Annotated in this window: 15 protein-coding genes; 11 read left to right on the top strand and 4 right to left on the bottom strand. The window is 53.1% G+C overall.

Going from position 1 to position 18,573, the window contains the following annotated elements:
* Positions 1–17: 17 nt before the first annotated feature.
* Entirely contained in the window at positions 18–3,203 is a 3,186-nt protein-coding gene (locus DCC81_RS01985) for an ATP-dependent DNA helicase (protein WP_240612870.1), read from the bottom strand.
* A gap of 55 nt (positions 3,204–3,258) precedes the next feature.
* Here DCC81_RS01985 and DCC81_RS01980 point away from each other — a divergent pair, with 55 nt between their 5' ends.
* The 8 genes from DCC81_RS01980 (at position 3,259) to DCC81_RS01945 (ending at position 9,244) form a co-directional block, all read left to right on the top strand.
* Positions 3,259–3,729 carry an SRPBCC family protein gene (locus DCC81_RS01980; RefSeq protein WP_108684915.1) on the top strand — a complete coding sequence of 157 codons (471 nt, stop codon included), beginning with the start codon at positions 3,259–3,261 and terminating at the stop codon, positions 3,727–3,729.
* 113 nt (positions 3,730–3,842) lie between these two features.
* Positions 3,843–4,337: a hypothetical protein gene (locus tag DCC81_RS01975; RefSeq protein WP_108684914.1), complete on the top strand. Its 495-nt coding sequence runs from the start codon at positions 3,843–3,845 to the stop codon at positions 4,335–4,337.
* A 323-nt stretch (positions 4,338–4,660) separates the two neighbouring features.
* Entirely contained in the window at positions 4,661–5,182 is a 522-nt protein-coding gene (locus tag DCC81_RS01970) for an RNA polymerase sigma factor (protein WP_165806400.1), read from the top strand.
* Positions 5,173–5,640, top strand: a complete 468-nt coding sequence (locus DCC81_RS01965; protein ID WP_108684912.1) for a hypothetical protein — start codon at positions 5,173–5,175, stop codon at positions 5,638–5,640. The genes DCC81_RS01970 and DCC81_RS01965 overlap by 10 nt, the downstream gene beginning before the upstream one ends.
* Positions 5,641–5,780: 140 nt before the next feature.
* Positions 5,781–6,287 (top strand): lipocalin family protein, encoded by a 507-nt coding sequence (locus tag DCC81_RS01960; RefSeq protein WP_108684911.1) that lies wholly within the window; start codon positions 5,781–5,783, stop codon positions 6,285–6,287.
* Between the two features lie 209 nt (positions 6,288–6,496).
* Entirely contained in the window at positions 6,497–7,279 is a 783-nt protein-coding gene (locus tag DCC81_RS01955) for a penicillin-binding transpeptidase domain-containing protein (protein ID WP_108684910.1), read from the top strand.
* 199 nt (positions 7,280–7,478) lie between these two features.
* On the top strand, positions 7,479–8,513 hold the full coding sequence (locus DCC81_RS01950) for a VWA domain-containing protein (protein WP_108684909.1): 1,035 nt from the start codon (positions 7,479–7,481) through the stop codon (positions 8,511–8,513).
* The gene (locus tag DCC81_RS01945) at positions 8,510–9,244 is read left to right on the top strand and encodes a tetratricopeptide repeat protein (protein WP_205686243.1); all 735 of its coding nucleotides are present in this window, start codon (positions 8,510–8,512) and stop codon (positions 9,242–9,244) included. The genes DCC81_RS01950 and DCC81_RS01945 overlap by 4 nt, the downstream gene beginning before the upstream one ends.
* A 75-nt stretch (positions 9,245–9,319) precedes the next feature.
* Here the strand turns inward: DCC81_RS01945 and DCC81_RS01940 are convergent, their stop codons facing one another.
* The 3 genes from DCC81_RS01940 to ispG form a co-directional block, all read right to left on the bottom strand.
* Entirely contained in the window at positions 9,320–10,213 is an 894-nt protein-coding gene (locus DCC81_RS01940) for a LysR family transcriptional regulator (protein ID WP_108684908.1), read from the bottom strand.
* An 81-nt stretch (positions 10,214–10,294) separates the two neighbouring features.
* Entirely contained in the window at positions 10,295–10,555 is a 261-nt protein-coding gene (locus DCC81_RS26120; protein ID WP_240612869.1) for a hypothetical protein, read from the bottom strand.
* Between the two features lie 81 nt (positions 10,556–10,636).
* On the bottom strand, positions 10,637–12,568 hold the full coding sequence (gene ispG / locus DCC81_RS01930) for a (E)-4-hydroxy-3-methylbut-2-enyl-diphosphate synthase (RefSeq protein WP_108684907.1): 1,932 nt from the start codon (positions 12,566–12,568) through the stop codon (positions 10,637–10,639).
* A gap of 248 nt (positions 12,569–12,816) precedes the next feature.
* Here ispG and DCC81_RS01925 point away from each other — a divergent pair, with 248 nt between their 5' ends.
* The 3 genes from DCC81_RS01925 to DCC81_RS01915 all read left to right on the top strand — a co-directional run bounded on the left by DCC81_RS01925 (position 12,817) and on the right by DCC81_RS01915 (position 18,570).
* Entirely contained in the window at positions 12,817–13,701 is an 885-nt protein-coding gene (locus DCC81_RS01925; protein ID WP_108684906.1) for a helix-turn-helix domain-containing protein, read from the top strand.
* Between the two features lie 166 nt (positions 13,702–13,867).
* The gene (locus tag DCC81_RS01920) at positions 13,868–15,262 is read left to right on the top strand and encodes a TolC family protein (RefSeq protein WP_165806399.1); all 1,395 of its coding nucleotides are present in this window, start codon (positions 13,868–13,870) and stop codon (positions 15,260–15,262) included.
* Positions 15,263–15,315: 53 nt separating this feature from the next.
* A complete protein-coding gene (locus DCC81_RS01915) occupies positions 15,316–18,570 on the top strand; it encodes an efflux RND transporter permease subunit (protein ID WP_108684904.1) in 3,255 nt (1,084 codons plus the stop codon).
* Positions 18,571–18,573 lie beyond the last annotated feature (3 nt).

The following is an 18,573-nucleotide window of genomic DNA, read 5'->3' as shown; positions in this document are numbered from 1 at the left end:
CTCCGGTACGGCCCCGGTCAGGCCTCTTCTTCGGCCAGCAGGTCATGCAGGGCCACGTGCATTTTATTATCCTTGATAAAATTGCACCAGTGGCAGTCTTCCTTACCGCAGCCGGTGTAAAATTCCTTGTTCTGGATCTTCTGCCAGGTGTCTGCGATCTGTTTGCCCACTATTTCCAGGTCTTCCGCGGTGATCACCACTTTTTCCTTATGGTACACTTTCTGTTTGTTGGGCTCTATGAAGTCAAACTCGGTACTTACCACCTTCCAGTTCTTTATCCTGTAATTATCCAGCAGGATCTTATAGAACACCGCCTGGCGCCAGTAGTCGCCCCCATTGGGGTTGCGTTCATTGGGCCGTTCAAACTTCTTCCATTCTTTGATAGCTTTTTCGTAGTCGCCGGTCTTATAGTCCACTACGTTCACCTCGGAGCCGTTGAACTCCATCTTGTCCACTTTGCCTTTGATGGGCACCCCGCGCACTTCCACGTTGCGCACATTGCGTTCCACGCTCACGATCTTGTTCCAGGTGTGGAGATAGGTATCGTAATAGTCGCTCAGGATATCTTTCCCATATTCCATACGCCGGTTAAAAGCCTCGCGGGTAAAGCATTCCCGGTTACGCATCATGCTCCAGGCAAAGTCGCGCAGGAACTCTTCTTTTGATGGAAATTCATTGCGCCCGCCATCCTGCATTTTCACAAATAATTTCTCAATGGCGTAGTGCACGGCAGAGCCAAACTCGGTATTCTCCGAGCGGCCGGTGGGCACGCGCACCAGGTTTTTATAGAAGAAGCCCAGGGGGCAATCCAGGTAATTGTTCAGCGCCGTTACATTCATCACAAAGCTACTGAGCAGGTGGTCAATGAACTGCTGGTCCACCTTTTCGATCTCGGGGGCCTGGGGCTGGTTGTATTGCAGCAATTCAAAGGAGAACATGGCCTCCGGCGTATGTTCGATACGCTCACTGGGCAATGGATGCTCCTGTTGTATTTCGCTGATGAACATGCTGGGCTCCAGCGGTTTGGCATCCGCGCGGTACTCGGGATAGCTGATGTACAGGTGCTTTTCCGCGCGGGTGATGGCCACGTAAAAGAGGCGACGCAGCTCCTGCTCATCGCTGGAGAGGGCCTGGGTGGAAAATACCGTGTCCGGGAAGGAAAAGCCGCTGCTGTTTTTGCGCTTTTTCTCCCAGGTGTGGGAGTTGGTACCGGCCAGGAATACGTATTCAAATTCCAGCCCTTTGGAACCGTGGGCGGTGATCAGGTTAATGCCTTTTTCGTTGCCGCTCACCTGCACCAGCGGGATGGGCAGCCCGTTGGATTTCATGAGGCTCACCATTTCCATGAAGGTCACGATGTTCAGTTCGGGATTGCGGCGGGTTTCTTCTTTCAGGAAATCAAAGAGGGCCTGCAGTACTTTCATGAGCCAGATCTTTTCCGGCGATTGCATGATGTAGGCCAGCACGCCTCCCTCGCTGATCATCATGGCAAAGAGCTGCTGCAGGGTTACGTTATGGGCATCCTTGATCCATTTTTCCGTGGTGCGGCTCAGCTGCACCAGGGCTTCATCCGGCGTGTCGGAGAAGAGGGTGAGATTGCGCGTAGCGGCCCATTCCTTCATGTACTGGCGCAGGGAGGTTTTTTCCTGGTAACTCTTTTCCGTGGCACGGATGGTGGCTTTGGCGGCTTCCACGGGGGCTATGTTGTAAAAATCATAGTGCATGATCTCAAACAACAGGTCATCGCCACTGTAGGGCGTATCCAGTTCCGCGGCCACGTATTGCAGCAGGGTCAGTACTTTCTTTGCAAAGGAATTTTCAAAAAGGTTGATGCTCCGCTTTGAATAAAAGGGCAGGTTGAGCAGGCGAAGGTATTGCGCCAGCTCTTCCCCGTACCGGTTTTCGCGGTAGATCACCGCTATTTTACCTGGCTGCACACCATCTGCCAGGAGTTGCTGTACCTGCAGGGCAATGCCGGCCATTTCATCGCGGGGCGTGTTGTAGCGGCGAATGACGGGCTGTATATGCAGGGCGGTCAGCTTATCATTAGCCGCCACCAGGTCTTTGCTCAGGCCGGGTAGCTGGTTCACCAGGCGGGAGTTCCCGTTATTGTTGATCAGGGTCATGGATACATCCAGGATGTCCTGTACGGAGCGATAGTTCTCGGTAAGCACGATGGTGCGCAGGGTGCTCACAAAGCTTTCGGCAAATTGGGCCATGTTCTCCACGTTGGCCCCCTGGAAGCGGTAAATGGACTGGTCATCGTCTCCCACCACGAAGATGTTGGGCGCTGTTTCATCCTTCACCAGCAGCTGTATGAGGGTGTTCTGGGTACCGCTGGTATCCTGGTATTCGTCAACCAGGATGTATTGGAAGCGTTCCTTGTAGTCGGCCAGCAGGCCGGCGTTTTCGGAAAAGGCGCGGATCACCCAGTTGATCATATCGTCAAAGTCGTAGCGGTTCGCATTCAGCATCAGCTGCTGGAATACGTCAAACTGCTCCACGGCGGCCATAAGGCGGGCCATTTTTTCCTTTTCGGCGTCTATTTTGTCGGTGCGTACATCCCCTTTCTTAAATTCCTTGGTGGCGCGCTTGCAGATATATTCGTCCCGGGTGGGAAGGTCTGCCAGGTAAGCGTATACCCGTTCCCGTATGAAGGCAGCGGTCCAGCCTTCCCGCTTCATAGTGGAGAAGAGGTTGGCCAGGTTGTTCATATCAAAATACACATCGCCCCGGTAGCGTTTCAGGGGATTGTCTTTTTTAAACCCGTCTATCAGTTTTTTGAGCAACTGGATCTTTTCCAGGTCGGAAATAGGGTCCAGGATGGTTTTATCAAAAAGGCCCAGGTTGTCCTGGATCACGTCATTGCAAAAAGAGTGGAAGGTATGGATCTGCACGCGGTAGGCATCCGGGCCAATGAAGTCCGTAAGGCGGCGGCGCATGGCCACTGTACCGGCGTCTGTATAAGTGAGGCAGAGGATGTTCTGCGGCTGGAAGTCGGTATCGCGCAGGATCTTGCCAATGCGGGAGGCCAGGATCTGGGTTTTGCCCGTACCGGGCCCGGCAATCACCATCACGGGGCCTTCCGTGTGGTCCACGGCATTGCGCTGCTGCGGGTTCAGACGCTCGTACACTTCTTTGAACCGCTGGTTATGTAGTTGGGAATTAGTGGCCATATAGTTGTAAAAGTAGGGAATAGACACGGTACAAATATATGCGGGGACTACGCTATGTTTGTGCGTAGTAAATGTTAAAAACATGGCAGCTATCCACCGGTTGGAACGTACGCAGCTCATTCCCATTTCCCTGGAAAAGGCATGGGACTTCTTTTCCCGGCCGCATAACCTGGAGCAGATCACCCCGGCCTACATGCGTTTTCATATCACCTCCCCGCCGGTAGCGCACATGTATGCCGGGGAGGTGATCACTTATGTCATCCACCCCCTGCTGGGCATTCCCCTGCGCTGGATGACGGAGATCACCCACGTACAGGAAGGACGTTATTTTGTGGACGAGCAGAAGAAAGGCCCGTACGCCCTGTGGCACCACCAGCACCATTTTGAGCAGGTACCGGGCGGGGTGAAGATGACAGATATTGTGCACTACCAGCTGCCCCTGGGCCTCCTGGGCACATTGGCGGAAAAGCTTTTCGTGGCCCGCCAACTGGAAGATATTTTCGCTTTCCGCAGAAAGGCGATCACGCAATTGTTTGGAAGCCTGCAGGAATAGCCGTCATAACCCTGATAAAGCCCTACCAAAAACTTTTCCACACGCGCAATTTTTTTAATATATAATTTATTTCTATATTACATCCACTGTCCTGAACCGAAAACCTTTGTCCTATGAAAACCATGATGATTGCCGGCTTAGCGCTGGCTTTGATGAACAGTGTACCCGCCATGGCCCAGCATAAGAAGATTGCCATGAGCGCCCAGCCTTCCGTAAGCCTGGCCACAGATCCCGGCGACCTGGTGACCACCATTGAGTTCCAGGTAAAAGCAGAAGGAGAGGAGGTGAAGGTATTTTCCAAAGGCATTATCCCCTGGGTGAACCTGCAAAAGGCGGATAACGACCTGAAGAAAATGCTCAACGGTGCCGAGATCGTATTGCCCTATGGCAAAGTAACAGTGATGACCACCCTGCCCCAGTCCACCAGCTTCGTGATCAAGAGCGCCGGGGAGGGCGGTTTTTCCCGCAGTGCCCTGATCAGGGCGCTTAGTGATAAGATGACCAGATTGCCCATGGCCCGCCCGGAAACGCCGCTCAACCTGAGCACCGCGGATGTGTATGAAACAGAGAGTGGCCAGATCCTCCTCAAGCTGGACGTGGCTTCGTGACCACCGCGCCCTTCAGGAGGGACCTAACATTACTTATTACTACCCCGTTCATATTTGGCAAAAAGGGAAAGGCTGACGGTCGCCGGTCCCTTTTTTGCTTTCAGGGCTCCCTGATCAGGGGTAGCCGGGTTACTACCCTCAAATAGCTAAGTTGGACAACTTTCCGGCAAAACCAACCAACCCGCGCTTTCGTAGGTTTATTCGCAGACAAATTTTTTCTAAGACGTGCGGCGGTACGGGATGAAATTTTGAAGCGGGTAAGTGCCTGGTTATATCGTTGAAATCCTTACATTTAAGTGAGAAGATCCGCGAATCACCACCACTTGTCGAAAGCACCCGCCCATATAAATGAACAGATACTGGCTGCGCGCCTGCTGGCCGGTGACCCGGTAGCAAGGCAGTATTTGTACGACAAGTACGCTGGCGCTGTTTATGGGATAATATTACAGATTGTCGCTGACAGGAATAAAGCAAACGATGTACTGGTACGGGTTTTTGCGTACGCATTCCAGCACATCCATCATTTTACCAATGCCGGATATCATTCCCTTTTTGCCTGGTTAATGAAACAAGCCCGGGAAATATCCCTCCGGGAAACATCACCGTCACTAAGCCCTGGTGCAACAGTATCGCAGGGGCTGGTTTTAAGGAATAATCACTACATTCAGCGTTTTACAGAGGGACTTCCGGAACATAGCAGTCAGGTTTTCCGTCTTTGCTATTATAAAGGGCTTAGTATCCAGGCCGTAGCCCGTATGTTGGGCCTCCCGGAAGAAACAATAAAGCAGTCCCTCTCGATTGCCATGATTGAATTCAGAAAATATCTACAGTCCAATTGGAGCTAGAACAGTATATATCTACAGGTATCATTGAGAGTTTCCTGCTTGGCCTTGCCACCCCGGATGAAGTGGCGGAGCTGCAGCGGATGCGCCTGCGCTTTCCTGCGCTGGAAACAGAGATTGCCGCCGTGGAGCGCCGGATGGAAAATGCCGCCTTTGAAGAGGCCGTGATGCCGCCCGCCCGCGTGTGGGAGGGCATCCAGCAACACCTGAACTGGGAATCTTCTTTCCGCGATGAAAAACTGAGTGACGAAGAGCGCAAGCACTACACGTTCATCAGCATGCAACCCAAGGAGGGTACTTACATTTCCGTGCACCGCTCCTGGAAGATCATCCTCATTCTCTTCTTTTTACTCTCCAAGCTGTTCCTGGTGGGCTTCCTGTACTTTTATTTCAAGAGCCAGTCGCTCCAGGATAAACTCAATGAAGCCCGTCATCCGCAAACCACTGCTGCCACCCGATAGGCCTGCGGGTCTTCCTTTTATCATCTATACCATAATTCCAGGTATTTTGGTGCCGCCCGGCAGAACACTTTTGGTATGTTTCTTGTTTTTAATGCGTTTACTTTGCACCCAATTGCGAATTTTTAAAACCGCCACATAACATGAAGCACCTTACCCTGACTGCACTTTGCGCCTTATTCCTGGCATTTTTTGCTATTTCCTGCTCCCCCAAGACTGCCCCCGCCGATGGTGGCAGCGCTTCCATTAACAAGAAAGCCCTGAATGGCTCCTGGATCCTGACGGATGTTACCTTTGACGGCATTCCCAAGGGCTCCAAGATCACCGTTTTTGACCAGGCTTCTTACAAATGCTTCATTGGCAGCCAGTGGGATTTTGTATCGAACAATAACAAGGGCTCCTTCACCCTCACAGCCACAGACGAAGGCTGCGCCACCGGCAACCAGCCCATCATCTGGAGCATTATCCAGGAAAATGGCGGTAACGTGTTCCAGTTCAAAAAGCTCTACTCCGGCGATAAGGCCAAGAACGTGACCACCGGCTATAAAGTAGCCCTCACCGATGTAGAAGCCACCTCCATGACCTGGAGGGCTGCTGTAGGTTTCCAGGGCCAAACCGGCTACCTGGTGTATACGTTCCAGCGCAAATAGGATAAATTACCAGATGGTTACACTCCCGGCGTCCAGCCGGTAGTTGATCGCAATAGCCTGATCGCCGTTTTGTATTTGGCCCCTGCCACTTACAAAACGGCGGTCTTTTTTTTGCACTACCCGCCGGCAATGGGCCATTTGGCAATCTAACCACCGAACAATTTGTTAATCTGGCTTACCTTGCACCCCAAACCGGAACAAACATTACCATGAAAAAAACAGGCTGGATCTTACTGGCGCTGGTGCTTTGCCTCAGCGCGTGTGCACCGAACAATGTGAAAAATGAGCCCGATTGGGAAAAATACTTCACCAAATACAAGGCGGAAGGCTGCTTTATGCTGTTTGACAACAGCCAAGGGCAGTTCCAGGCTTATAACATGGACCGCATCCGCCTGCGCTTCCAGCCTGCCAACACCTTTGATATTTTCAACACCCTGGTAGCCCTGCAAACCGGTAAGATCGCCCACACCAGCACGGTGGTGGCAGATAGCGCCGCGGGGCAAAGCCTTACCACGGTCCAGGCTTTCAAAGACAACAATACCGCACATTTCCAGCAACTGGCCCGCCTCACAGGCAAGTCCGCGCTGGCCGCCTGGATGGACAGTGTGAAGTATGGCAACATGAAGATCAGCAGTGTAGACCAGTTCTGGCTGGACAACAGCCTGCTCATCTCCCCGGACGAGCAACTGGGCTTTGCCAAGAAACTATATTTCGATAACCTGCCTTTCACCAAGACCGCCATGGAAGAAGTGCGCAAAATGATGGTGCAGGAAACCACAGACAAGTACATCCTGAGCTATAAAACAGGGGCCGGTATGATGGGTAAAAAGAATGAAGGCTGGGTGATAGGCTGGGTGGAAGAGAACCGTCACCCCACGTTCTTTGTGCTCAACATTGAGTCGGAAGATCCCGCTTTTGATATGAACAGGATCCGCCTGGAAACTGCCAAAGCCATCCTCGCTGATGCGGGCTATTTCAAAGGCGAAAAGTAAAACAAGGATCACCACACCGTTCTGGTCGCGCGTTCCTGCCGGGGCGCGCGTTTTTTTTGGAGTAATGGCCCACCCAAACCCAGGCAGGCGCTGCATCCTGTTAAAATTTCCTAAAACCCGCAGGGAGCGTCTTGTTTAAAGGGTTAAAAAAATTATTTTTATGCCTCCCGTGCCCGCACGGCTTTACTGAAAACTGGATATGCTAAGATTTCAACATAGTGAATATTTATGGGGCCTGGTGTTGCTGGTACTGATGCTGCTGGTGTTCCTCGGCGTCTCTGCCTGGAAGCGCAGGTCCATCAAAAAGATGGGCGACCCTGCCCTGGTGGAAGAGATGTTCTCCGGCTACTCCCGCCGCCTGTTCACCCTGAAGTTCCTGCTGGTGTTCATCGCATTTTTCTTTGGAGTGATAGGCCTGGCAAACCTGCAGAAGGGCAGCCGCATGGAAAAGATCACCCGCAAAGGGGTAGATGTGGTGGTAGCGCTGGACGTGAGCCGCTCTATGCTGGCATCAGACATAAAGCCAGACCGCCTTACCCGTGCCAAGCAACTGGTCAGTAAGCTGATGGACAAAATGGAGAACGACCGTATAGGCCTGGTGGTTTTTGCGGGCAATGCCTACCTGCAAATGCCGCTCACCGTTGACTATTCTGCGGCCCGCATGTACCTGAACACCGTAACGCCGGACATGATACCCTCCCAGGGTACCGCCATTGCGGAAGCCATTCGTGTAAGCAATGAAGCGTATAACCAGAAAGAGCGCAAGCATAAAGCCATGATCATCATTTCCGATGGGGAAGACCATGATGAAAACGCCATCAAGGAGGCCCGTGCCGCCTTTGACCAGGGCGTGGCCATCAGCACCATCGGCATTGGTTCACCCAGCGGGGCCACCCTGCCCGATCCTGAAACCGGCGGTGTGAAAAAAGACCGGGAAGGCAACGTGGTGATCTCCAAACTGAATGAAGAAGAGCTCAAATCCATTGCCGCCGCCGGCAAGGGTATTTACCAGCACCTGGACAATAACAACGATGAAGTGGTAAATACCCTGGCTGCCAAAATAGACAGCATGGAGCAGAAAGAGTTTGGCGAGAATATTTTTACTGATTACAATTCTTATTTCCAGTACTTCCTGGTGGTTTGCTGCGTGCTGATCGCCATTGAATTTTTTGTACCGGAAACCCGTCGCCCGAAAGCTGAGCAGCCGGAAGACACCCTAAAACCCGTAGCATGATCCGTGCATTGAAAAAATATCTTTTCCTTGTAAGTACCATCCTGCTGGCCTTGCACACAGCGCAGGCACAAACAGGCAATAAATACATCCGCAAAGGCAACGACCTGTACAAAAAGCAGCAATACGCCGATGCAGAGGCCAACTATAAAAAAGCCCTGGAACTGAATGGCAAGTCTGTAGAAGGGAACTATAACCTGGGCAACAGTATGTACTCCCAAAAGCGCTTTGATGCAGCCCGCAAAGAGTATGACAGCTCAATGAAGCTTACTTCCAGCAAGGATGTGAAGGCAGATGCCAATTACAACATTGGCAACACCTACATGGAAGCCAAAAACTGGGAAGAAAGCATCCGCTCCTACAAAAATGCACTGAAGCTGGACCCGAGAGACGAAGAGGCCCGCTACAACCTGGCCTATGCGCAGGCCATGCTGAAGAACCAGCAAAACCAGCAGAATAAGGACAACAAGGATAACAAAGACAAGAAGGATCAGAAGAAGCAGGATCAAAAGCAGGATAAAGACAAGCAGCAACAACCCAAGGACCAGGACAAGGATAAGAAAGACCAGGATAAAAAAGACCAGCAGGACCAGCGCCCGCAGCCCCAGCCCAGCAAAATGGACAAGCAACAGGCCGAGCGCATGCTGGAAGCCCTGAGCCAGCAGGAAAAGAACCTGCAGGATAAAATGAAGAAAGTGAAAGGCCAGCCGGTGCAGACGGATAAGGATTGGTAATGGCGGCCCCGTCATATTTTTTGTATAAAAAGCGAAGGTTCCTTCGCTTTTTTGCGTTTAAAGCCCGCGGTGATCTTATTCCGGTGAGTTTTGCTTTGCAAACCGGATGAAGTGCTGGGCCAGTTTATCCTGCTGGCCTTGGAGGTAAATGAAATGGAACTTGCGCACCAGGCTGAAATTCTTCATAGACAGTAGTTTGAAATCTCCTGCTTCCAGCTCCCGTTTGATGGCCTGCAGGGGCAGGAAGGCCACGCAGTTGGAATTGGCCAGGTAAGATTTGATGCTTTCCGTACTGCCCATGTACATGGCAATATTGAGGTCTGTGGGCTTCAGTTTCAGCTGGGAAAGGGCGTCCAGGATCACTTCCAGGGTGCCACTGCCGTGCTCCCGCATGAGCAGGGGTATTTGCTTCAGGTCATTGGCCGTCAGTTTATCATCCTGGCCATACGTGTGCCGGGCATTGCCCACCAGCACTATCTCGTCCTTGGCCAGTTCCACGTACTTCAGCAAGGGATTTTTAGACTTGCCTTCAATGATGCCCAGTTCAATATTTTTTTCCAGGAGTGCCTGTTCTATCTGTTCCGTATTGCCCATGATCAGGGAGATCTCCACATCCGGATAGCGCTGGTGGAACTTGGCCAGCAGCGGGGGTATGAAATACTGTGCAATGGTGGTGGACGCGCCTATGGGCAGCAATCCACCCTGGGAGCTTTTCAGCTGGTTAATGTCGTACTCCAGGTTGCGGTAAGTGGTGAAGATGGTCTCTGCATGTTTCAGCATGATCTGCCCTGCCACCGTGAGTTTAATGCGGTTGCCAATGCGCTCAAACACTTTCACGCCCAGTTGCTGTTCCAGTTCGTGAATATGCTTGGTCACGGCCGGCTGGGAAATGAAAAGCTCCTCTGCCGCCTTGGTAAAGCTGAGGCGCTTGGCCACGGTGTAAAATACCCTGAGTCTGAAATCGAACATGTTGCTAATGTAATCAAAATAAAATAGGAGCCGCAAAGGGCTCCTGTACTGGAAAAATATTATCAGCTTATTGCTCTGGTATTAGCTTTTTTTCTTGGCGGCTTCTTTGTTAGCCTTGTAGCGCATGTCGGCAGTACCGTCTTTCTTGGTAGGTCCGGCAGGAGCAGCGGTGCTGGCGCCTTTGTTCTCTTTGTAACGTTTGTCAGGCGTACCGTCTTTCTTGGTATGAACGGCGGTAGAATCAGACTTGGTCTTTGCAGTTTTCTTCTGTGCGTTTACGCTGGATACGGACAGGGTAAGTACCATAACCAGGGCCATTAAGCCGGAGAGGAATTTTTTCATGTTGAAAGGATTTTAGGAAATGTACGGAGAAATGCAAAATGTGGACGCGGCGCCGCGCACATTTAAGCCAGTTTTAATTCCCTAATTCTTCTCCACCCACATGCCGTGGTCTTTGATGAGATCAATGAGCTCGTCAACCGCCACCTCGCTGCTCAGGCCACGCTTCACCACTTCCTTGCCACGGTACAACGTGATCTTGCCCACGCCACTGCCTACGTAGCCAAAGTCGGCATCCGCCATCTCACCCGGGCCGTTTACAATGCACCCCATGATCGCGATCTTCACGCCTTTCAGGTGATGGGTCACCGCGCGGATGCGGGCCGTGGTTTCCTGGAGGTCAAACAGGGTGCGGCCACAGGAAGGGCAGGAAATATATTCTGTTTTGGAAATGCGGGTACGGGTGGCCTGCAGAATGCCAAAGGCCACATTGTTCACCAGTGCCCGGCTGCTCACGTCCGTGCCGCGCAGCCACAGGCCGTCTCCAAAGCCATCCAGCAGGAGGGCACCGGTTTCTACGCTGAAGTGAATGAGCTGCTCATCCGCGGTGGCATCTGCTGCGCGGGTTTCCAGCAGCGCAGGTGTATTGATCTTCTCTTCCTGCAATTGCATAAAGAAACGGCGCACCGCCGGCATGGCATGCACATTCTCAGCATACACGCTCAGCACCACGGTTTTATCTGCCGCCAGGGCCTGCAGGGTAGCCGCGTCCGGCAGCTGGTCTGCATTCATGCTCACAAAGTTGAAGCTGGCGGAGCGCTGTGCAGCGCCCAGGTAGTCCTGCAATGTAAAGAAGGGCAGGTATTTTTCTTTATCCTCCACGCCGGGCCACACCGCAGCCGGAACAATCACATGGAGGGTGCCGGGCAGGGCAAAGGTGAGGGGCTTTTCAGTGAAGAGGTAATCTGCCGCGGCATCTGCAATGTTCCATTTATCAGAGGACTCGTCGTAGGTGTAGCCAATGGACCGCAGGGCTGCAGGGGTAATATTTTCGACTCCTTTAAAATCTGCCACCACCACGGGTACGTGTTTATCGCCAATGTTGCCCACGGCGGCTGTGGGGCGGCGGCTGTATTCAAAAGGAGAGTAGGTGATCTTTTCTACGGGGGCAATGGGCGCCTGTTTGGCGGCGCGGTCGTTATAGCGTTTCACCAGGTCGCGGCACACAGGCAGCTCAAATTCCGGGTCTTCCGTGAGGCTCACGCGGATGGTATCGCCCAGGCCGTCTTCCAGCAGGGTGCCGATGCCGGCGGCAGATTTGATGCGGCCGTCTTCCCCGTCGCCTGCTTCTGTAACGCCCAGGTGGAGGGGATAGCAGTGCCCCAGTTCCTGCTGCATGGTATGCACCAGGAGGCGGTAGGCCTGCACCATCACCTGTGGGTTGCTGGACTTCATACTGAGCACAATGTTCCGGTAGTCCAGGTCTTCCGCAATGCGGAGAAACTCCATGGCGCTTTCCACCATGCCCATGGGGGTATCGCCATAGCGGCTCATGATACGGTCGCTCAGGGAGCCGTGGTTGGTGCCAATGCGCATGGCGGTGCCGTGCTCTTTGCAGATATTCACCAGGGGGGTAAACCGTTCGCGGATGCGGTCTATTTCCTCCAGGTACTCCGCATCGGTATATTCAATGAGCTCAAATTTCTTTTTGTCGATGTAGTTGCCCGGGTTGATACGCACCTTTTCCACGATGCGGGCGGCAATTTCAGCGGCATTGGGTGTAAAGTGGATATCGGCTACCAGCGGCGTAGTATACCCCTGGGCGCGGAGCCCGTTGCGGATATGCAATAAGTTTTCGGCTTCTTTTTTACTGGGGGCGGTAATGCGCACCAGTTCGGCGCCTGCCTCAATACAACGGATGGCCTGGGCAATGGTACCGGCAGTATCCATGGTATCGGTAGTGGTCATGGTCTGCACGCGGATGGGGTGTCCATTTCCAATAAGCAGGTCGCCCACCTTCACTTCCAGGGTGTGCAAACGTTGATAAGCGGTGAGAGAATTACAATAAAGCTGCATAAAAAATTGAGTCCGGTCTGTAGAGCTCAAAGGTAAGGAATGGCGGATTGAGAAAGTGTTAATTATGGAGGCGGGATGCTGGCCGGAAACCGGGAAGGTTTCATCCAGCTTTCCCAACCTCGATAACTTTTTAAGTCCCCTTTAATTTAATTGTCATACCAGCATCAACTATTCAATTTAATGGTAGGAACGGTAGCTTCCCTTCCATGAAGATGTGCTAATTTTACAAGTGGCAGCTATTCTATACTATGTTACGTAAAACGGAAGAGATACCATTCCAGCATTTCCCCCATGCCGGACAAATCAGTCTGTTCAAGATCGGTGATTATCAAAGCGAAATTACACGCAAACCACACCGCCATGCTTTTTACCACCTCATCTGGTTCACCCAGGGACGGGGCACCCATATGGTAGATTTTAAAGAGTACGAACAAAAAGACAATACGTTATTTGTGCTTCATCCCGGCCAGGTACACCAGGTGCTGGAAGATAAGGCCGCGGGTGGTAACCAGGGATGGACCATCTCCTTTACCGAGAAATTCTACTTTGCCCGGGCGGAAGACGACCAGTCGCACTTCCAGCACCTGAGCATCCTGCACGACTTTTACCATACCGCCCCCATCCACCTCAGTGACCACGCCAGCCGGTCGTTCCAGGGCCTGGTGCCGCTCATGGAGCAGGAGCTGCAATGGGCCCATTGCCAGCGCAACGTGATCAAACAATACCTTACCACTTTCCTTACTGTGGCAGAGCGGGAGCGCAAGCGCCAGGACCTGCAGGAAGTAGCCCAGACCGGCGAAACCGCCATGAACGACCACCGGACCGTGCAGCTGCGCCAGCTGCTGGAAAAGCATTTCCGCCAGGAGCACCACACCGGGTTCTATGCCAGCGAATTTGCCCTTACGCCCAAACGCCTCAACGAGATCAGCCGCCTCAACACCGGCAAAACCGTTACAGAACTGCTGCATGAGCGCCTCATGCTGGAAGCAAAGCGCAACCTGGCCTTCAGCACCGTAAGTGTGAAGGAGATCTGCTACGACCTGGGTTTTGAAGACCCCGCCTACTTCAGCCGCTTCTTTAAACACCATACCGGGGTTACACCCCAGCATTTCCGGGAGCATATGTTCAAATAGTACAAGGTGCCGAACAGATGTTCAAATTGTGCAAGCCGGCAGGTCCTTTGTCCTAACCCCTAGCACTTAGGCTAATCTAACTTTGCAATCGAATTTTTCACACCCGAGCACACACAGAAAGGGATTTATGTTAAAAAGTATGGACATCAGGAAACCCATTGGCCTAATGGCGGTTCTTATGGGTGGCCTCTTATCCGCTGCCAACGCGCAAGACAGTACACTGACCCTGCAACAGGCATTGGAAACCGGCCTCCACAACTACCAGTCCATTAAAGCCAAAGAAAACTACCAGAAGGCAGCCGCTGCCAATGTGACCGCAACCCGCCGGGAGTACCTCCCCGATCTTAGTTTCCAGGCACAAAATGCTTTTGGTACCGTAAACGGACAGAACGGTCCGTTCGAAGGCTACAAAGGCTGGACCGTTTCCAGCTCCGGGCCTGCCCTGGCACAACAGAACTGGAACTCCGCATTTGGCGGGATCTATGCCATGAACATCAGTTGGGATTTCATCCAGTTTGGCCGCCAGAAGGCCAAGGTGAATGCCGCTAAATTCCAGGAAGCCAGCAACGCGGCAGACCTGGCCCAGGAACAGTTCCAGCAGCAGGTACGCATTGCCGGCGCTTATCTCAACCTCCTGGCCGCCCAGCGCCTGCGCAAGTCCATGGAAAGTAACCTGCAGCGCGCCCAGGATCTCAAGCGCATGATCACGGCCCGCGCGGTGGGTGGCCTGAATCCCGGGGTGGACAGTTCCATCGCCAACTCTGAAGTGTCCAAAGCCCAGATCAGCCTTGTGGATGCCATCAATTACGAAGACCAGCAACAGAACTTCCTGGCCCAGATGATAGACATCCCTGGCCGCCGCTTCCTGTTGGACACCTTCTTTGTTTCCAAAATACCAGCGGACCTGCTGCATCCCCAGGACACCTTTGACCTACGGAACCAGCCCATTCTCCGCTTCTATGATAGCCGCATCCAGGCCAGCGAAGCCAGTGTGGATTACATTAAGAAAAGTATGCTGCCAAAGATCACGGCCATGGGCATTTTACAGACCCGCGGTTCCGGCTTTGACTACGATTACAGCCAGGCCAATCTTTCCCATTACAGCTCCGCTTACTGGAATGGCGTTAATCCTACCCGCTCCAATTACCTGCTGGGCATTAACGCGTCATGGACCATCACGGACTGGACCCGTACCAAAGCCCAGGCACAGCGCCAGCACTTTACTTCAGAGGCTTACCGTAATGAGTATGAACTGCAGTACAGTACCCTGCAGCACCAGCTGGACCTGGCCAAACAGCAACTGCAAAATTCCATTGCCAAGTACGAGCAGGTGCCCTTTGGCCTGAAAGCCAGCAGTGACGCGTATTTGCAGAAGAGCACCTTGTATGAGAACGGCCTGTCTAACATTGCCGACCTGGCCCAGGCCCTGTATAACCTGAACCGGGCGGAAACTGACCGGGACCTGGCCTACAACGGCATCTGGCAATCCCTGCTTTACCAGGCCGCTACCGAAGGAGACCTGCAGGTGTTCCTTACCCAGGTGGCCAGCGCCGGCAAATAGCATCGCCGCCACTTAATGCCAGTACCGGATTTTAATCATTTGAACCAAGCAGTATGAATCTTATTAAACTGGCCCTCCGCAAACCAATCGCCATCATGGTGGCCGTAGTTGGCTTGTTGTTCTTTGGCCTGTCCGCCCTGCGGGACATTAAAATCGACATCTTCCCGGACCTGAACCTGCCGGCCATCTATGTATCGCAGCCCTATGGCGGTATGTCGCCCCAGCAGATGGAAGGCTTTATTGCTACCAACTACCAGAACCTGTTCCTGTACGTAACAGGGGTAAAAGATATTGAGGCCAAGAACATCCAGGGCCTCACCATGATCAAGATCTCTTTTTACGAAGGCACCAACATGGCGCAAGCAGCAGCGGAAGTAACGGCCATGGCCAACCGCGCATTTGCCTCCATGCCCAGTGGCACCCAGCCGCCCTTCATCATCCGCTTTGACGCGTCCACCCTGCCGATTGGACAGCTGGCACTGAGCAGCCCGATCCGCAGCAATAATCAGCTGCAGGACCTTGCGATGACGCTGGTGCGCCCTTCCTTCAGCCGCATTCCCGGTCTTACTTCCCCGGCCCCCTTTGGCGGTAACTCCCGTACCATCGTGATCCACGTAGACCCGGAACTGATGCGCTCCCACCACCTTACGCCAGACCAGATTGTGGCGGCGGTGAAAGACAATAACCAGATCTCTCCCGCCGGTAACGTGCGCGTGGGCGATGTGACCTACCTCACACCGGCCAATACCGTGATCCGCACCGTAAAAGAATTTGAAAACATTCCCCTGCAGATAGGCGAAGGGCCCACCGTGTTTGTGCGCGATGTGGCCAAGGTGGAAGATGCGGCAGACATTACCTCCAGCTATGCCGTGATCAATGGCAAACGCTCCGTATACCTGCCCGTGATCAAGACCGCCGATGCCTCTACCTGGACGGTGGTGAACAACCTGAAAAAAGCATTGCCCAACATCCAGAAGCTGCTGCCGGATGATGTGAAAGTGAACTTTGTGTTTGACCAGAGCGTATACGTGATCAATGCCGTGAAAAGCCTGATCAGTGAAGGCGTGATCGGGGCCGTGCTCACAGCCATCATGGTGCTGCTCTTCCTGGGCGACCGCCGTTCTGCCTACATCGTGATCATCACCATCCCGGTGGCCATCATCATCGGGGTACTGTGCCTCAAAATGGCCGGGCAAACCATCAATATCATGACGCTGAGCGGCCTGGCACTGGCTATCGGTATCCTGGTGGATGAATCGACGGTGACCATTGAGAATATACACCAGCACCTGGAAATGGGTAAAACCAAGGCGCAGGCTGTCTGGCACGCGTGCCAGGAAATTGCCTTCCCAAAGTTGCTCATCCTGTTCTGTATCCTGGCGGTGTTTGCTCCTTCCTTTATCATGGTGGGCGTGCCCCGCTCCATGTTCCTTCCCTTGTCACTGGCCATCGGGTTTTCCATGATCGCATCTTATCTGCTGTCGCAAACCCTGGTGCCCATCCTGTCTAACTGGATCCTGAAAGAAGAAAAATTCCAGCACCATGGCAAGGCGCACGAGCACGTGCACAGTGGGGAGGTACATAAATCAGACAAGTACATCAGTGCAGAACTGAAAGATGAAGCTGCGCATGAAAAGGAAATTGCAGGTTTTGACAAGTTCAAGCTGCGTTTCCTGGGCTGGCTTACCGCATTGATGGCCCGCCGCAAACTGGTAATAGGGCTTTACTTCCTGGTAACCGGCGGGCTGGTGGTACTGTTCGTGTCAAACATTGGCCGCGACATCCTGCCCAAGCTCAATAACGGCCAGTTCCAGCTCCGCCTGAAAGAGCCTGCCGGCACGCGTTTGGAGCGTACGGAAACTATGCTGCTCAAGGCCACCGACATCCTGAAAAAGATGGTAGGGCCTGAAAATATTGACATCACTTCTTCCTTCATTGGTACCCATCCGTCTTCATATTCCACTAACCCTATTTATCTCTTCATGGCTACACCCAGCGAAGCGGTAATGCAGGTGAACCTGAAAGAAGATTATAAGGTGAACATGGATGAGTTCAAGGAAAAATTCCGCAAACTGATCCACGAGCAGATGCCGGAAGTGAAGACCAGCTTTGAGCCCATTGACCTTACAGACAAGGTAATGAGCCAGGGCGCCAGCACACCGATAGAAATTGCGGTGATGGGTAAGAACTTCAAGGACAGCCGTCCGTATGCAGAGAAGATCCTGCAGGAAATGAAGAAGATCCCCTACCTGCGCGATGTGGCCATTAACCAGCCCCTGGACTACCCGGCCATCCGCATTAATATTGACCGGGAACGCGCCGCGCAGCTGGGCCTGAGCATTGGCGAAATAGCCCGTTCCCTCACGGCGGCTACTTCCTCTTCCCGCTTCACAGAAAAGAACGTGTGGCTGGATGAAAAGAACGCTACTTCTTACTTTGTGCAGATCTCCGTTCCGGAAAACCAGCTGGCCAGTATTGAAGATATGAAGGCCATCCCGCTGAGCAAGGACCATGACCGCCCTTCCCTGGGGGATGTGGCCACCCTGCAGCCGGATACTGTGATCGGGGAATATGACCGTATTGGTGCGGTGCGCATCATCTCCATCGGTGCCAATATCTACAAGAAAGACCTGGGCACGGCCAGTGCAGCCGTAGCCGCGGCCATCAAACGTGCCGGAGAGCCGCCAAGGGGTATCTCGGTAGAGAAACGCGGGACCATGAACCTGCTGAATGAAACCCTGGACAGCCTGCAAACCGGCCTGCTCGTAGCTATCGTCGTGATCCTGTTGCTGCTGGCGGCAAACTTCCAGAGCTTCCGCGTGGCCTTCGTGGTAATATCCACGCTGCCGGCAGTGCTGGTGGGGGCTTTGGGCATGCTGCTGCTCACGCACTCTACGCTGAACCTGCAGTCGTACATGGGTATTATCATGTCTGTGGGTGTATCGGTATCTAACTCGGTGCTGCTGATCACGGGCACGGAAAAGCTCCGCCTGCAAAACCAGGACTCCGTAAGATCCGCGCTGGAAGGTACTTCCATCCGCTTGCGCCCCATCCTCATGACCAGTATTGCGATGACCGCGGGCATGATCCCGATGGCATCCGGCCTGGGTGAGGCCGGCGACCAGACAGCGCCCCTGGGCCGTGCGGTGATAGGCGGCCTGGTAGCCAGTACCTTTGCTTCCCTCTTTGTACTGCCGCTCATCTTTGCATGGGCACAGCAGAAAGCCGGTGTGAAATCTGTTTCCCTCGATCCGGAGGATGAGCACAGCCCGTATTATGTACCTGGCGCCGCAAAGCTGGTGGACTAAAAC

The sequence above is a fragment of the Chitinophaga parva genome, assembly GCF_003071345.1.
In the GTDB taxonomy this organism is placed as follows: domain Bacteria; phylum Bacteroidota; class Bacteroidia; order Chitinophagales; family Chitinophagaceae; genus Chitinophaga; species Chitinophaga parva.
Note: the sequence above shows the minus strand (reverse complement) of the source record. Positions and strands in the feature narration are given on the sequence as shown.

Coding starts and splice junctions, on each gene's coding strand:
- DCC81_RS01980 (WP_108684915.1), top strand. CDS start 3,259: ATGGCAGCTATCCACCGGTTGGAACGTACGCAGCTCATTCCCATTTCC.
- DCC81_RS01975 (WP_108684914.1), top strand. CDS start 3,843: ATGAAAACCATGATGATTGCCGGCTTAGCGCTGGCTTTGATGAACAGT.
- DCC81_RS01960 (WP_108684911.1), top strand. CDS start 5,781: ATGAAGCACCTTACCCTGACTGCACTTTGCGCCTTATTCCTGGCATTT.
- DCC81_RS01955 (WP_108684910.1), top strand. CDS start 6,497: ATGAAAAAAACAGGCTGGATCTTACTGGCGCTGGTGCTTTGCCTCAGC.
- DCC81_RS01950 (WP_108684909.1), top strand. CDS start 7,479: ATGCTAAGATTTCAACATAGTGAATATTTATGGGGCCTGGTGTTGCTG.
- DCC81_RS01945 (WP_205686243.1), top strand. CDS start 8,510: ATGATCCGTGCATTGAAAAAATATCTTTTCCTTGTAAGTACCATCCTG.
- DCC81_RS01940 (WP_108684908.1), bottom strand. CDS start 10,213: ATGTTCGATTTCAGACTCAGGGTATTTTACACCGTGGCCAAGCGCCTC.
- DCC81_RS26120 (WP_240612869.1), bottom strand. CDS start 10,555: ATGAAAAAATTCCTCTCCGGCTTAATGGCCCTGGTTATGGTACTTACC.
- ispG (WP_108684907.1), bottom strand. CDS start 12,568: ATGCAGCTTTATTGTAATTCTCTCACCGCTTATCAACGTTTGCACACC.
- DCC81_RS01925 (WP_108684906.1), top strand. CDS start 12,817: ATGTTACGTAAAACGGAAGAGATACCATTCCAGCATTTCCCCCATGCC.
- DCC81_RS01920 (WP_165806399.1), top strand. CDS start 13,868: ATGGCGGTTCTTATGGGTGGCCTCTTATCCGCTGCCAACGCGCAAGAC.
- DCC81_RS01915 (WP_108684904.1), top strand. CDS start 15,316: ATGAATCTTATTAAACTGGCCCTCCGCAAACCAATCGCCATCATGGTG.